16 protein-coding genes are annotated in these 15506 nt (G+C 29.7%); all 16 read right to left on the reverse strand.

The window, feature by feature from the left end:
* Window positions 1–281 precede the first annotated feature (281 nt).
* The 16 genes from VLM92_RS06700 to spoIIR all read right to left on the reverse strand — a co-directional run bounded on the left by VLM92_RS06700 (window position 282) and on the right by spoIIR (window position 15465).
* Window positions 282–467: a hypothetical protein gene (locus tag VLM92_RS06700; protein ID WP_325275575.1), complete on the reverse strand. Its 186-nt coding sequence runs from the start codon at window positions 465–467 to the stop codon at window positions 282–284.
* Between the two features lie 406 nt (window positions 468–873).
* Window positions 874–2400, reverse strand: coding sequence for a lysine--tRNA ligase (gene lysS, locus VLM92_RS06705; protein ID WP_325275576.1), 1527 nt, complete (start codon window positions 2398–2400; stop codon window positions 874–876).
* Window positions 2401–2415: 15 nt separating this feature from the next.
* Window positions 2416–2895 (reverse strand): transcription elongation factor GreA, encoded by a 480-nt coding sequence (gene greA, locus VLM92_RS06710; RefSeq protein WP_325275577.1) that lies wholly within the window; start codon window positions 2893–2895, stop codon window positions 2416–2418.
* A gap of 101 nt (window positions 2896–2996) precedes the next feature.
* Complete coding sequence (gene dusB / locus VLM92_RS06715; RefSeq protein WP_325275634.1) at window positions 2997–3971, reverse strand: tRNA dihydrouridine synthase DusB; 975 nt, start codon at window positions 3969–3971, stop codon at window positions 2997–2999.
* Window positions 3972–4073: 102 nt separating this feature from the next.
* Entirely contained in the window at window positions 4074–4844 is a 771-nt protein-coding gene (locus tag VLM92_RS06720; RefSeq protein ID WP_325275578.1) for a type III pantothenate kinase, read from the reverse strand.
* 17 nt (window positions 4845–4861) lie between these two features.
* Window positions 4862–5491: an ECF transporter S component gene (locus VLM92_RS06725; protein ID WP_331681705.1), complete on the reverse strand. Its 630-nt coding sequence runs from the start codon at window positions 5489–5491 to the stop codon at window positions 4862–4864.
* 134 nt (window positions 5492–5625) lie between these two features.
* Window positions 5626–6585: a P1 family peptidase gene (locus VLM92_RS06730; protein ID WP_325275579.1), complete on the reverse strand. Its 960-nt coding sequence runs from the start codon at window positions 6583–6585 to the stop codon at window positions 5626–5628.
* Window positions 6578–7555 carry a biotin--[acetyl-CoA-carboxylase] ligase gene (locus tag VLM92_RS06735; RefSeq protein ID WP_325275580.1) on the reverse strand — a complete coding sequence of 326 codons (978 nt, stop codon included), beginning with the start codon at window positions 7553–7555 and terminating at the stop codon, window positions 6578–6580. Before VLM92_RS06735 ends, VLM92_RS06730 begins: the two co-directional genes overlap by 8 nt.
* A gap of 342 nt (window positions 7556–7897) precedes the next feature.
* The gene (locus VLM92_RS17265) at window positions 7898–8008 is read right to left on the reverse strand and encodes a methylmalonyl-CoA mutase family protein (protein WP_331681709.1); all 111 of its coding nucleotides are present in this window, start codon (window positions 8006–8008) and stop codon (window positions 7898–7900) included.
* Window positions 8009–8144: 136 nt separating this feature from the next.
* Window positions 8145–10124 (reverse strand): ATP-dependent zinc metalloprotease FtsH, encoded by a 1980-nt coding sequence (gene ftsH, locus VLM92_RS06745; RefSeq protein WP_325275581.1) that lies wholly within the window; start codon window positions 10122–10124, stop codon window positions 8145–8147.
* A gap of 31 nt (window positions 10125–10155) precedes the next feature.
* Window positions 10156–11541 (reverse strand): tRNA lysidine(34) synthetase TilS, encoded by a 1386-nt coding sequence (tilS, locus tag VLM92_RS06750; protein WP_325275582.1) that lies wholly within the window; start codon window positions 11539–11541, stop codon window positions 10156–10158.
* A gap of 206 nt (window positions 11542–11747) precedes the next feature.
* Window positions 11748–12164 carry a DUF1934 domain-containing protein gene (locus tag VLM92_RS06755; RefSeq protein WP_325275583.1) on the reverse strand — a complete coding sequence of 139 codons (417 nt, stop codon included), beginning with the start codon at window positions 12162–12164 and terminating at the stop codon, window positions 11748–11750.
* 65 nt (window positions 12165–12229) lie between these two features.
* Entirely contained in the window at window positions 12230–13039 is an 810-nt protein-coding gene (gene murI / locus VLM92_RS06760; protein WP_325275584.1) for a glutamate racemase, read from the reverse strand.
* Window positions 13040–13053: 14 nt separating this feature from the next.
* Window positions 13054–14121 (reverse strand): D-alanine--D-alanine ligase family protein, encoded by a 1068-nt coding sequence (locus VLM92_RS06765; RefSeq protein ID WP_325275585.1) that lies wholly within the window; start codon window positions 14119–14121, stop codon window positions 13054–13056.
* 143 nt (window positions 14122–14264) lie between these two features.
* Window positions 14265–14783 carry a cell wall hydrolase gene (locus tag VLM92_RS06770; RefSeq protein WP_325275586.1) on the reverse strand — a complete coding sequence of 173 codons (519 nt, stop codon included), beginning with the start codon at window positions 14781–14783 and terminating at the stop codon, window positions 14265–14267.
* Window positions 14784–14814: 31 nt separating this feature from the next.
* Window positions 14815–15465, reverse strand: a complete 651-nt coding sequence (gene spoIIR / locus VLM92_RS06775; RefSeq protein ID WP_325275587.1) for a stage II sporulation protein R — start codon at window positions 15463–15465, stop codon at window positions 14815–14817.
* Window positions 15466–15506 lie beyond the last annotated feature (41 nt).

A 15506-nucleotide genomic window follows, 5' to 3' on the forward strand; every position in this document is an offset into this window, starting at 1 on the left:
CGCCAGCGTTCATCCTGAGCCAGGATCAAACTCTCAAATAAAAGTTTAACGGGCTCAGATACTGTTATATATCTGGCTTTGTTTGTTTGGTTTGTTTCAAATTCTATAAATTAACCTACTGTTTAATTTTCAAAGTTCTTATCGGCTACCTCATCGTCAATCATACTTTTCTGAATCAGTCTTGCCTTTTTGTTTTTGTTGTTTGCCCTTTTCTTAAGGACAAGTATAACTATACCATCTCATTTCTATATCGTCAATAGTTTTTCTTATTTTTTTTAATTTTATTTTGCTATTTTAGTTTCGTATATATATTCAACCGTTGCAACTTTAGTTTTTACAATAGGTTTGCGCTTTTTATTTTCTACACTATTAAATATTTTTATTACATCTTTACAAAAATAAATCATAACATCAAGCACCAAAAAACTAATACATATTAAACATAACCAATTCATAACTTGAGACATAGAATTTACCCCCAATTTTTTATTTTATATAAAGTTCTTTATTTTTATGATACTTTCCTTTACAAAAATTCTTCTATGTACTTTTATATTCTAATAATTTGACTGTTTTTTTTTCATTAAAAACATTTAATCTGCACTATTCTTTAGTAATTTTTAATATTTACTGTTAAAAATATCAAATAAAAACTATACAAAATATACTTTATGTACTTTTTAACAATGAAAAATTCACTTTATCCGGTCAATAATTTTAATATTTATGCTTATTTTATTAAAAAATACGCTAATAGCCTAATTCATAATTTATACCTATCAATAAATCATGTAAAATTTATTTCTCTAATATAAAAAAAGACTTATGCTCAAAATTAAACTCAATTCGCATAAGTCTTTTATAATAAATAGATTATTCTTCTATTTTATTTGAAGAACTATCTATCGGTTTCATTGTAGGGAACAATATAACATCCCTTATAGATGGAGAGTTAGTTAATAGCATCATAACTCTATCTATACCTATTCCAAGTCCTCCTGTAGGAGGTAAACCTACTTCTAGAGCATTTATGAAGTCCTCATCCATATCACAAGCTTCGTCATCTCCTAATTCTCTTTTTCTTAATTGATCTAAGAATCTTCCTTTTTGGTCAATTGGATCATTAAGCTCAGAGAATGCATTAGCTAATTCCCATTTATTTGCAAAAGCTTCAAATCTATCTGTTCTTCTTGGGTCTTCCACATTTCTCTTCGCTAATGGAGACACTTCAACTGGATGATGAGTTATAAATGTAGGTTGGATTAATTTATCTTCTCCAAACTCTTCAAACATTGCATTTATAACTTCTCCTCTTCTCATTCCAGGAGTTATTTCTATTCCTTTTTCCTTAGCTACCTTTAAAGCTTCTTCATCTGTATTTATATTAGAGAAATCTACACCTGTATATTCCTTAACACAATCTTCCATAGTCATTCTTTTCCACGGAGGAGTGAAATCTATTTCAGTACCTTGATAATTCACTTTCATACTCCCTGTTGCAGCTTCAGCCATATGAGCTATAACATTTTCTGTTATTTCCATCATATCTGTATAATCCGCATATGCTTGGTATAATTCTATAGCAGTATACTCTGGGTTATGCTTTATAGACATACCTTCATTTCTAAACATTCTTCCCATTTCATATACTTTATCAAATCCACCAACTATAAGTCTCTTTAAGTATAACTCGTTAGCTATTCTTAGGTACATTGGTATATCTAGCGTATTGTGATGCGTTATAAACGGTCTAGCATTAGCTCCACCAACTGAAGTATTTAATATAGGAGTCTCAACTTCTAAGAATCCTCTTGTATCTAAATATGATCTTAAAGCTTTTAATGCTTTAGTTCTTGTTAAGAAAGCATTTTTTACTTCTGGGTTAACTATTAAGTCAACATATCTTTGTCTATATCTTAAATCTTGGTCTTTTAAACCATGATATTTTTCTGGTAATATTTGAAGAGATTTAGATAATAATGCAACTTCATTAGCTTTTATAGATATCTCTTCCTTCTTAGTCTTGAATACTTCACCTTCTACACCTAATATGTCACCTATGTCATATGTAGAGAATATAGAATATTCTTCTTCTCCTATTCTATCTAATCTAACATAACATTGGATTCTTCCTTCTTGATCTTGTATGTCGATAAATCCTGCTTTACCTTGGATTCTCTTGCTCATTATACGACCAGCTATCTTAACTACTTTTCCTTCGAAATTTTCAAAATCATTTTTTATTTCCATAGAGTTACTAGTTCTGTCATATCTACTCACATGGAAAGGATCCCTTCCCATTTCTTGTAATTTAGCTAACTTATCTCTTCTTACTTGAAGAACTTCACTAAGATCTTCTTGTAATTGGTCATTATTAACATTTTGTTGATCATTGTTCATTTGTTTTCCTCCCGATTATCTTTTTATTTCTAATATTTCAAACTTTGCAACTCCATCTGGAACTTGAACTTCTACAACATCTCCTATGCTTCTTCCTAAAAGAGATTTTCCTACTGGTGATTCGTTTGATATTCTTCCTTCATATGGATCAGCTTCCGCCGAACCTACTATCACATATTCAACTTCCTCATCATATTCAACATCTTTTACTTTTACTATAGAACCTATAGTAACAACATTAACATCTATTTTACTTTCATCTATGATAACAGCTCTTCTTATCATATTTTCTAATTTTAATATTCTTTCTTCTACTTGAGCTTGCTCGTTTTTAGCTTCATCATACTCAGAGTTCTCAGATATATCTCCAAAAGATATAGCTACCTTTATCCTATCAGCAACTTCTCTTCTTCTTACCGTCTTTAAAAGTTCTACCTCCTCTTCTAATTTTTGATATCCTTCTTGAGTTAACAGTATTTCTTTCTTATCTTCCATAACCCCTACAACTCCTTCACTATGTATTAGGATTTTTCCCAATTTTATTTAAATTTTTTATATACTTTGTTTTAATTTATGCGCTATATTATAAGTTACTCTTATTCTAATGTCAAGCAGTCTTGCATGTATGCCTTAAGCTTATTCACTACATCTTCGTAACTTTCTATCTTATTAACTTCATCTCTTACTCTAGCAGAATTTCTAAGACCTTTTAAATACCATGCAATATGTTTTCTCATTTCTCTTACAGCAATATATTCTCCATGTTCTTCTACTGCAAGTCCTAAATGTTTTATAGCAGTATTTATTTTTTCCTCTATAGTAGGTTCTGGTAATATTTCGCCCGTTTGTATATAATGGTTTATTCTCTTGAATATCCAAGGATTTCCTTGTGATCCTCTACCTATCATTATAGCATCACAATTAGTTTTGTCTAACATATTTATAGCATCCTCTACTGTAAATACATCTCCATTACCTATAACTGGTATACTTATATTTTCCTTTATTTTAGTTATTATATCCCAATCTGCTTTTCCTGAATAATATTGTTCTCTAGTTCTTCCATGTATAGCTAAAGCACTTATACCACATGCCTCAGCAATTTTTGATATTTCTACTGCATTTACACTTTGGTCATCCCAACCTTTTCTTATCTTTAAAGTGACTGGTTTTTTAGAGTTTTTAACTACTGCCTTTAATACTTCTTCTGCTAATTTAGGATTTTTCATAAGAGCAGAACCATCTCCGTTTTTTACAACCTTAGGAGCCGGACATCCCATATTTATGTCTAGTATTTCATTTGGGTATTCATTCATTATTTGAGCAGCTCTTCCCATAAATTCAGGGTCTGATCCAAATATTTGAACAGCAACTGGATGTTCCTCTTCTTCTATTTTTAACATCTTTTTTGTATTTTCATCATCATAACATAAAGCTTTTGCATTTATCATTTCAGTATAAAGCATTCCACAGTTTTGTTCTTTACATATTAATCTAAATGGAAGATCTGTAACACCTGCCATAGGTGATAAAAAAACTTTATTTTTTAATTCAACATTACCTATTTTTATCATTTGTCTCCTCCTATAAGTTGTAAATTTTATTACTATATATCCATAAGTTTACCTATTATTGCAAAAAAGGAACTGGATATATAACCCAATTCCTTGCTACTATTCTCTATTTTTATCATGTATAATTCTTAAACCTTCTAAAGTTAAAAATCTATCTACATTATCTATACTTTTAGTTTCTGACGCAATAAGAGTTGCTAGGCCTCCCGTTGCTATTACTTTTACGTCATCGTTGCCTAATTCTTTTTTCATCATTTCTATTATTTTATCAACTAATCCTACGTACCCATATATTATACCTGATTGCATAGCTGATACAGTACTTTTACATATAGTTGAACCTGGTTTAACCAACTCAACCCTCGGAAGCTTTGACGCTCTTTGGAATAATGCTTCACTTGATATTTTTATACCTGGAGCTATAGTTCCACCTAAGTATTCTCCTTTATCAGATATAGCGCAGAATGTAGTGGCAGTTCCAAAGTCTACCATTATTAAGGGATATCCATATTTTTCAATCCCTGCAACAGCATTTACTATTCTGTCCGCACCAACTTGCTTAGGATTATCATATTTTATATTTAATCCTGTTTTTATCCCAGGACCTACTACTTTAGGTTGTTTGTTGCAATATTTTATGCAAAAATTTTCAAGAGAATGCATAACATTAGGTACTACAGATGATATTATAACATCATCTATAGATTTCATATCTATATTTTCATATTGGAATAAATTATTTATAAGCATGCCATACTCGTCTGATGTTTTTTCTTTATCAGTATTAATTCTCCAATATTTTATTAATTCTTTATTCTTATATATACCTAAAACCATATTGGTATTCCCAACGTCAAATACTAAAAGCATCTATTTTAACCTTCCTTCTACCTTTTAATGACTTTTTTTAGAGACACTACAACAGCAGATACTACTAAAGCTGAAACTATAGCTTCAGGTATACCATTAGTAGTTCCAATCGTAAATATAAACTTCCCTGCAGCGGAGGCACTTGCTCCACAAGCTTCAGCAAATCTTCCAGCATATAAAATATAAATCATACTTAAAACACCTACTGTGTTTACTAAAGAACCTAAAGCTCCTGCTACTAATCCAGATACATACACCCTTTTAGTTACTTTCATAACTAATTCATATATATAATATGTTAGTATTCCTATCAACACTCTTGGAAGTATAGATACTAATGGATTCATAAAAGCAAAAGATGTTACAGTTGGTGCTGTTAATGCTTTTAAAAGACTTGTTAGACCGAATATAAATCCTACTGTAGCTCCAACTATAGGACCTTCTATAATCGCACCAATAATAACTGGTATATGCATTATAGTTGCATTAGTAGGGCCTATAGGTATATATCCTATACCTGGAATCATAGATAACATGATAGATATTGCTGATAAAACCCCTATCACTGTCATTCTTCTTACATTTACTTTTTTTGTTGCTGATGATTGTGTGTTCATCATAAAAAATACACCTCCGTTCCAGCTCATAAAAGATGCCGGACTTTTTTTAGTTTAGCTGATTTATGCCATTATATTTATGTCAAGTCAAGCTCCAAATTAATTTGGATACCAGCTGTAACAAAAATAATTTTATCAATAGCGCATGAGATTGTCAACAACTCTTATTCGCAAGATATATCTTTATATGCAAGTATGTTTTTTACAGAATTAGCATTTTTTATTGCATTTATAACACTTTTTTCTACTACTTCTGTCGCTATAGAACTTAATAATGTTATATCTGTCTCAATTTCACCTGTTGCCATTGTAAATATAGTATCTCCATCATGAGGAGTATGTATAGGAAATATAGTTTTTGCATATCCATTATGACCTACTTGAGATACTTTTTTGCACTCCGCCTTTGTTAGTTTTGCATTAGTTGCTATTACTCCTATTGTAGTATTATCAATACTAAATCCACCTTTAGCAATTCCGCTCTTCATAATTTCATATGTACTAAGTGTTTTTGACTTATTATCATCTAATACTCCTGCTATAATTTGTCCATTTTCATATACATCTCCTAATGCATTTACAGCTATTAAAGCGGATACTACAAGTCCATTTGGTAATTTTATAGAATAACTACCTATACCACCTTTCATAGCATAGTCTGGACCTTTTATTTTGCCCACTGTAGCTCCACATCCAGCACCATAATTCCCTTGTTTCAATTCAGTTGTACTCGCTATTTCACAGGCTCTATAGCCCATATCTATGTTAGGTCTACATTTAGGGTCACCTACCGCCAAGTCAAATAATACAGCTCCTACAACTATCGGCACTTTAGCAACACCTACATCAAAACCTATATTTTGTTCTTCTAAATATTTGCTAACACCGCATGTAGATTCTAATCCAAATGCTGACCCTCCAGATAATACCACTGCATGTACTTTTTGAATCATATTTATCGGATCTAGTAAGTCAGTTTCTCTAGTTCCTGGTGCTGCCCCTCTAACATCTACACCACAAACTGCACCTTCTTCGCATATTACAACCGTACAACCCGTTAATCCTTCTGCATCTTCTACTTGTCCTACTTTTAAACCTTTTACATCTAGTATATTGTTATACATACCCTTTAACACCCCTTATAGAAACTTCTCCTGACATTATTTCTCTTATGGTTTTATCTTGTTTTTCCACAACTAAATTTCCATCTTCATTTATATCTAAGCACTTTACCAATTCTTTATCGTCACCTTGTAATATATATATATCTTTCCCTATTATAGCTGAGTATTTCCTACATATATCCAAAGTTTTATCTTTTGAATTATTGTTAATATAGTCTAAATATAGATTCTCAAATTCAGTAAAAATATTTCTCACTATATCCACCCTAGATATTTTATAATTTTCTTTATATAATGATGTTGCTATATCAGATATTTCCTGGGAAAAATCCATTGTTTTTACATTTATTCCAATTCCCAACACAATATGATTTACTCTTTCAATTTCAGCAGATAGTTCTGTAAGTATTCCTGATATTTTCTTGTTATTTAATATTATGTCATTAGGCCATTTTATCAATGTTTTCACACCTAAATTATTTAATGCACTTGATATACTTGCCCCTGCTATTAATGTTATAAATGGAGCTTTATATGGCATTATATTAGGCTTTAACACAATACTCATCCATATTCCCTCATTAGATTTAGAGTGCCAATGTCTACTTAATCTACCTTTTCCTTTTGTTTGTTCTTCGCTAATAACCACAGTTCCTTCATTTGTTGCCGATGCTATTTCTTTTGCATAATCATTAGTAGAGTCTATTGTATCAAAGTGTATTATTTTATTCCCTATGAACTTAGTATTTAATTCATGGCAAATATTTTTATAAGTTAATAAATCACCTGGTTTTTCTATTAATTTATATCCCTTTTTGTTCACCGATTCAATATTGTAACCCTGTTCTTTTAAAGCTTTTATATGTTTCCATATACCTGCTCTAGATATACCCAGTCGCTTAGATAACTCTTCTCCCGAAGTAAATTCGTCTTGATTATTCAATATAATTTCTATTATTTTATCTCTCATATTACACCTCTATTTAATGCAATTTTCATATCTAATAACTAATTATACCTTATGAATTAAATTTTTAAATATTTATATTTAAAATATTTCCTTCAATTAATTTTTATCTTAATCCTATCAAAAAATTCCTATCATGTTATATATTTTGATTTAGGGTGACAAAGCGCTATATTAGCTCCTCATGATTCATATCTAAATGTATCATTACTCATTATATATCCTTTCCTTAGTATCACACACTCCACTTTTTTTACGTATAATCTGTTGTGCTCTAAGAACTATAGTTACTGAATCCGCTGTTGGCAATGACAAAGCTTTGTATCTTGAGTTTGTATATAATGATTAATTCCCTCCTAATACCGCCGCTAAAGCCTGTATAATAACTCTCATAATGTTATTCTCTGGTTGTTGTGCTATTGATGTTACCCCTCCCTCTTGTAAAAGGATATTTATTTAATAGTTTCAAGTTGTTTACTCATTTTAATTTCTCTTCATTTATGTAGTTAATAAATTTAGAGCTCCTATATAATATTTTTTGCTGTTTAAGCAATAAAAATAGGACCTAAAATCTAAGTCCTATTTTCATTAATTATTTATTTTCATCTATATCATTTATGTCTTCTACAGTATTTTCAATTATTTCCTTCTTTGCTAAATCTTCATTAGATACAACCTCTTCAGATAAGTCTTCTTTTTTATCTAATGTTATTGCTGATGCATCTTCTTTTTTATCGTCAATCACATCTAATGATAACTCTTTATTGAATGCTTTTATAAATTGATTTGCATCTAGAGTTTCATAAACTAATAAAGCTTGAGCTATATACTCTAATTTATCCATATTGTCTTCTAGTAATTTCTTAGTTTCTATATATGAATTATCAACAATTTTTCTTATTTCTTTGTCTATCTCAGAAGCTACTTCTTCAGAGTAATTTCTCTTAGTTGCAAAGCTATTACCTAAGAAGACTTCACCATCACCATCACCAAATGCCATTGGCCCAAGTTTCGAACTCATTCCGTACTTAGTAACCATATTTCTTGCAGTAGCAGCTACTCTTTCTAAGTCATTTGATGCACCAGTAGATATATCGTCTAGTACTAACTCTTCAGCTACCCTACCACCAAGTAATACAATTATATTTTCCTTCATTTCATTCTTAGTAGCGTAGAATTTATCTTCTACAGGAAGTTGCATAGTAAATCCACCAGCCATACCCCTTGGAACTATTGTAACCTGATGAACTGGGCTTACATTATTAAGTACATGGGCACAAACTGCATGACCCGCTTCATGATAAGCTGTAAGTCTTCTTTCTGGCTCACTTATAACTCTAGACTTCTTAGCAACCCCTGCTATAACTTTTGTTATAGCTTCTTCTATAGTTTCCATTTGAATCTTCTTTTCTCTTTTTCTAGCTGTTAATATAGCAGCTTCATTCATTAAGTTTTCTATATCAGCAGGAGTAAATCCAGGAGTTCTTCTTGCTAAAACTTCTACCTTAACATCATTTGCTAATGGTTTATTCTTAGAGTGAACTTTGAATATTGCCTCTCTCCCTTTAACATCTGGTGCTCCAACAACAACCTGTCTGTCAAATCTACCTGGTCTAAGTAACGCTGGGTCAAGTATATCAGGTCTATTTGTAGCAGCCATTATTATTATGCCTTGGTTTACACCAAATCCATCCATCTCAACTAATAATTGATTTAGAGTTTGTTCTCTTTCATCATGACCTCCACCAAGGCCAGCTCCTCTTTTTCTACCAACAGCATCTATTTCATCTATGAATATTATAGCTGGAGCATTCTTTTTAGCTTGCTCAAATAAATCTCTAACTCTTGAAGCTCCTACCCCAACAAACATTTCAACGAAATCAGAACCACTTATACTAAAAAACGGTACCCCCGCTTCTCCAGCAACTGCTCTTGATAAATAAGTTTTACCAGTACCAGGAGGCCCTACCATAAGTATACCTTTTGGTATTCTAGCACCTAAATCAATATATTTTTTAGGATTTTTTAAGAAGTCAACAACCTCTTGTAAATCTTCTTTTTCTTCATTTAATCCAGCTACATCCTTAAACGCAACTCTAGTTTTTTCATCATCTTTATGTACTTTAGCCTTTGATTTACCAAAATTCATAACCTTTCCGCCTCCACCTTGAGACTGATTCATGAAAACAAACCAAAGAATTACCATGAAGAATATTAATAGTAATGTTGGTAACATTTCTACAAACCACGGTGCTGACGGTTTTGCTTCTCCACCAAGTACTAACTTACCTTCTTTAGCTTGCGCTAAAACCTCATCAGCAAGTTTATCTCCCATTATTTCTTTTGGCACATATGATCTAAACTTAATATTTTTATCTTTTATAGTTCCTTCTACCGCAGTTTCATTTATAAAATATAGCCTCGATACATTCCCATCTGATAATTCTCTATATACTTTAGAGAATTCCATTGGCTCTATCTTTTCTGTAGGCTTACCTGAAAACTGCACTATTCCTACTATGATTATAAGAATTAGTAGGTAGAAACCGATTCCCTTGAAAAATTTATTCAAAAGAAGCCCTCCTTTCATACATTGTTTTATTCTATAGTTTCTTAAAGCTAATCTTTAAGACTTCTTTTGTTTTTGAATCAATTTTATAATTTTCACTAGTTTTATAATCACCTACACACAGTATGCCCTCATCATCTGTTACTACAGGAATTTTGCATCTGTCTTCTCTTGGGATTTTTAAATCTATAAATAATTCTTTAATTTTTTTACTACCTGCAGCAAGTTTTATTTTATCACCTTGATTTCTACTCCTTACAACTATACCCCCTTTTACTTTGCTAAAATCAAACCCTTTAGATGTCTTATCTACTTTTATACTTTTGTATCTATCTATACTCATTGTTTGGGTTTCTAAAACTAAATTTAACTCTTTTATTTTAATAAATCCATTACTAGGTATATTATAGCAAAAATCTATATCTTCACTAACTATTTCTTTTGTAGTTAATATTATGATATTTTTTCTTCTATATGCAAAAATTCCTCTTGGGAGAGTTATCATTTTATTTATTTTATTTTCATTTTCTAATTCCATGACATCTTCTATATGTCTTTGGTCTACAAAATTAGTATCACCTAATATGTGCTTTATTCCATTTCTTAAAACCCTAACCTTAATAGCATCATGTAAGTTCACATATTTTTGTAAATTTATTTCTACTGAATCAGAATTTAAACTCGAAACCTCTTTAAATTTAAGTTTCGCTTCATATTCAATATAGTCACTATCACTTTTTAAACTTTTACTCATTCTTACTATAGATTCTATTACACTAGGGTTAAAATTATCCTTCATATATGGTATGAGTTCTAATCTTATTTTATTTCTAGTATATATAGTTTGTAAATTTGTTTTATCTATCCTAGGATTTAATTCATATTTATCACAATAAGCTTCTATTTCACTTCTTTCTATATCTAAAATAGGTCTTATTATTCCATTATCTCTTATGTATTCTATACCTCTTAAACCTTGAAGTCCTGTTCCTCTCATAACTCTCATTAAAATAGTTTCTGCTTGATCATTTAAATTATGTCCTATCGCTATTTTGTTTGATTTTGTTTTTTGTTTTATTTCTTCAAACATTTCATATCTAAGCTTTCTAGCGCCTTCTTCTATAGATAATCCATTTTCTTTACAATATTGTGGAACATTTATAGACTTAACAAAAGACGTAATTCCTAAATCTTCACAAATTTGTGATATGTATAATGCATCTTTTTGTGCTTCTATTCCTCTTATTTGATGATTTAGATGTGCTGCATATACTTCTATATTTAATATTTCTTTTAATCTATAAAGTATATGTAGTAAACAAACTGAATCTGGACCTCCAGAAAGTCCCAATACTATTTTGTCACCATCTTCTATTAAATTATATTTATTTATAGTACTTAGTACTTTTTCTAAAATCATATTTATACCTCTTACATTTAGTTTTTATTAACTTTTATGTATAGTTTCTATAAAAAAACCATAAACCCTTGTATCTTTTTTTAAAACATACAAAGTTTAGTATAATTATTATAATACCAAATAAATTAAATAAAAGGTAGTACTTTAACTACCTTTATAAAATTTATACAATTAGATATCACAACATTAGTTTTTACAAATATATATTATTCTTTTATTTCTACTAAAATATTTATTTTATTTTTGCCTTTAAATAAATCCATAATTTTAATATCGTAATCTATATCTAATTTTATGCATTTTTCTTCATTTTTATCTATTTTTAATTTTGTAGTTTTTGTTTCTATTATGAACAAACCTTGAGGTGTTCTATATTTAATCTCATCAATATTGTCTTTTTTAAAACTCATATTAGAGTTCGTATTTCCAAATCTTTTTATACTAACTTCATTTTCAGATATTTTTATTGTACTTGTTGTTTTATTTCCTTCTTCCTCTTCTTTATAAACTACATATATATCATTATTTTTATAGTATACATCAGCAGTTGTATTTAACTTTATAATATCTAATTTTCCATTTTCATCATATTGTTTTGTAACTATATTAACTTTTGCATTCATAATCATTTACCTCCTAAATAAGTATAAACTTTAGACTATACAGTCTAAAGTTTATACTTATTCAACTAATATTTTTGTATCTCTACATTTTTTATATCTTGAATTTCCTTTTTTAAGAATTCTTCGCCTATATTAGCAAACTTCTCAGGTATATCAGACACATAGTATTCATATGATGGTTTAATACTTTCACTTAATCTTACTAATTCCTGATCTTGTAATATTTTTTTTAGGTCTTCAGCTGTTTCTTTAGCTGGATTTACTAATTTTATATCTTTTCCTACTATTTCTCCTATAGTTCTTTTTAATAAGGGATAGTGAGTACATCCTAAGACTAAAGAATCTATCCCTTGATTTATTAACTCTTCTAAATATTTTTGAGCAGTTAATGATGCAATTTCTGTATTTGACCACCCTTCTTCTACTATAGGTACAAATAAAGGACATGCTTTATCAATTATCTTAATTTCTTTATCTATCTTTCCTATTTCTAAGTTATAAGCTTTTGAACGAATTGTTCCTTCTGTTCCAATAATTCCTACAATTTTATTTTTAGTAGAGTATGCTGCTGTCCTAGCTCCAGCTTCTATAACCCCAATTATAGGTATATCATATCTTTCATTTGCTTCTCTTAAACTTCTAGCTGTTGCTGTATTACACGCTATAACTATTGCCTTTACATTTTTAGACATTAAAAAGTTTATAGCTTGAAATGTGTATTTTATTACTGTTTCTTTTGATCTTGGTCCATAAGGTACCCTAGCGGTATCTCCAAAGTAAACTATATTTTCATTAGGTAATATTTTCATAATTTCCTTTAGAACCGTCAATCCACCTAATCCCGAATCAAATACACCAATAGGTCTATCACTCATTTTTCACACCCACTTTACTTCTTAGCGTCTAAAGCTAATTCTATAAGACTGTCTATAAGACTAGAGTACTCTAATCCTGTAGCTTCCCACATTTTAGGATACATACTTATACTTGTAAACCCTGGTAAAGTATTTATTTCATTTATAAATATTTCTCCTGAATTTTTATCGATAAAGAAGTCAACTCTAGAAAGACCTTTTCCATCTATACCTTTAAATGCTTCTATAGCCATTCTTCTTATATTTTCCATATCCACATCATTTATATTCGCTGGTATATCATATGTTGATGCGCCATTTATATATTTGTCTTCATAATCATAAAAATCTTTAGCTGGTTTTATTTCTCCTGCTATAGATGCTTTAACTTCATCATTTCCAAGCACTGAAACTTCTATTTCTCTAGCATCTATTCCCTGTTCTAAAACTATTCTAGCATCAAATTTTAATGCCTCATTTATTCCATTTAAAAGTTCTTCTCTATTATTTGCCTTTGAAATTCCTACACTTGAACCTAAGTTAGCTGGCTTAACAAAAATAGGATAATTTAATTTTGATTCTATATTATTTAATTCCGCTTCTATATTTTTGTTAAATGACCATTTATTTGTGTACGTGTAATTAACCTGAGGCAATCCTATTTGTGAAAAAACTTTCTTACAGATAAGTTTATCCATACCTACACTTGAAGCTAAAACTCCACAACCCACATATGGTATTTGGCTTATTTCAAATAACCCTTGAATAGTTCCATCCTCTCCATAAGGTCCATGTAGAACAGGGAATAATACGTCTATCTTTTCTACTCTTCCATCTTCAAATACTATTCCTACTTCTCTATTTCCAACTGGAACTAAATTAATTTCAACATTTTTATTAGCTAAATTAACCCATTCCCCATTTTTTATATTTTCTTCGCTTCCTTCGTAATACATCCATCTTCCATCTTTAGTTATTCCTATAGTAAAAACATTGTATTTATTTTTATCAATATGAGTATATATCGAAGCTGATGATGCTAATGAAACCTCATGCTCTCCTGACTTTCCACCAAATATTAAAGCTACATTAAGTTTATCCATAATTTTGCTCACCTTCCTGCTTTATATTTATTAGTATCAAATATTATATGCATTTTATTATCTAAATGATTATTATAGTTTATTTTAATAAAAAAATAAAGGAGCAAAAGCTCCTTTAACTAAATTTTCAGTATCTTATATAATTATTTAGCAAATACATGATTCCCTATTCTCATATATGGGTCTAGTGTTCTTATCCACTGACACGTAGCTATATCTGGGTTCCAAAAATAAATTGCTTTATTAGTTGGATCTAATCCGTATAAAGCTTCCTCAGCAGCCTTATATGCATTTTCAGTAGGTTGCATATTTATCGATCCATCTTTGACTACAGAAAATGCATTTTTTTGGTATATAACATCTTTTATACTATTTGGAAATCTTGAATCTTTAACTCTATTTATAACTACGGCTGCTACTGCAACTTGACCTTCATAACTTTCTCCTCTGGCTTCTCCTGTAACTAACTTAGATAATAATAACATTTCATCACTTGTTATACTTATTACTTCCCTTTTTTGTTGTGTTGTAGATTTTATTTGTACTGCAGGTATTCCCTGATTATTTCGTGAATCTATATCTAATGCTAAAACTTGATTTTTGGGTACCAATACATAAGTTAAAACTAATAGTGATACTATAAACTTATAGCACCTATCCATAGTTAAAGTCACTCCTTTTAATTTTTGATTTTTATAATATTGACTCTAATATTTCAACTATTTTAAATTTAACTTTCATTCTACTCATATCTTTTTCTGTTTTTTGTGTTATTAATTTGTATTCCTCCTCAGTTAAAATCTCTTTTAACTTTTCGTCTGTATCCTTGTCTATTACTCCACTTTCTTCATCTACAAAACATAATGGAGGAAACATAACACACCACCAATTTTTACCTTGACCTTGTCCTATAACTATTTTTAATGCCTTATATTCACCTGCTGGAAGTATTACACTAGAGTATTGTTTTGTAGGAAATGTACTATATTGAATTCCTACCTTTACGTCATAATTATATCCATTTTCTAAAATAATATTTTTACTTATTTCTTCCAATTCACTATATTCTTTTTTTATAATTTCTTCACTTTCAGCTATGCTGCTTGAATTTATTAACTTTGGCTGCAAATATCTTATAATTTCATCTCTAACCTTAAGCTTTAATTGTTGATCTTCATCTGAATTGCTATTTGCTATAACATGAAACCTTATTAACTTATCTTTGTAATTTTCTGATATTGAATCTATTTTTTTTGTTTCCCCACTTATCGTCATAGTCATTATTGATATAATCCCTATAAAACTCAGAATTAATATTATTAATCTAATTTTAATTTTATTCATAGTTAATTCCCCCTCAAAATATTTCTATTTTGAGTATATCC

It is taken from the genome of Romboutsia sp., from assembly GCF_035470145.1.
Classification (GTDB): Bacteria; Bacillota; Clostridia; order Peptostreptococcales; family Peptostreptococcaceae; genus Romboutsia_D.

Coding starts and splice junctions, on each gene's coding strand:
- tilS (WP_325275582.1), bottom strand. CDS start 11,541: ATGATTTTAGAAAAAGTACTAAGTACTATAAATAAATATAATTTAATA.
- VLM92_RS06720 (WP_325275578.1), bottom strand. CDS start 4,844: ATGCTTTTAGTATTTGACGTTGGGAATACCAATATGGTTTTAGGTATA.
- VLM92_RS06765 (WP_325275585.1), bottom strand. CDS start 14,121: ATGGATAAACTTAATGTAGCTTTAATATTTGGTGGAAAGTCAGGAGAG.
- murI (WP_325275584.1), bottom strand. CDS start 13,039: ATGAGTGATAGACCTATTGGTGTATTTGATTCGGGATTAGGTGGATTG.
- VLM92_RS06725 (WP_331681705.1), bottom strand. CDS start 5,491: ATGAGCTGGAACGGAGGTGTATTTTTTATGATGAACACACAATCATCA.
- lysS (WP_325275576.1), bottom strand. CDS start 2,400: ATGAACAATGATCAACAAAATGTTAATAATGACCAATTACAAGAAGAT.
- VLM92_RS06730 (WP_325275579.1), bottom strand. CDS start 6,585: ATGTATAACAATATACTAGATGTAAAAGGTTTAAAAGTAGGACAAGTA.
- VLM92_RS06755 (WP_325275583.1), bottom strand. CDS start 12,164: ATGAATGCAAAAGTTAATATAGTTACAAAACAATATGATGAAAATGGA.
- spoIIR (WP_325275587.1), bottom strand. CDS start 15,465: ATGAATAAAATTAAAATTAGATTAATAATATTAATTCTGAGTTTTATA.
- VLM92_RS06735 (WP_325275580.1), bottom strand. CDS start 7,555: ATGAGAGATAAAATAATAGAAATTATATTGAATAATCAAGACGAATTT.
- VLM92_RS06700 (WP_325275575.1), bottom strand. CDS start 467: ATGTCTCAAGTTATGAATTGGTTATGTTTAATATGTATTAGTTTTTTG.
- VLM92_RS06770 (WP_325275586.1), bottom strand. CDS start 14,783: ATGGATAGGTGCTATAAGTTTATAGTATCACTATTAGTTTTAACTTAT.
- greA (WP_325275577.1), bottom strand. CDS start 2,895: ATGGAAGATAAGAAAGAAATACTGTTAACTCAAGAAGGATATCAAAAA.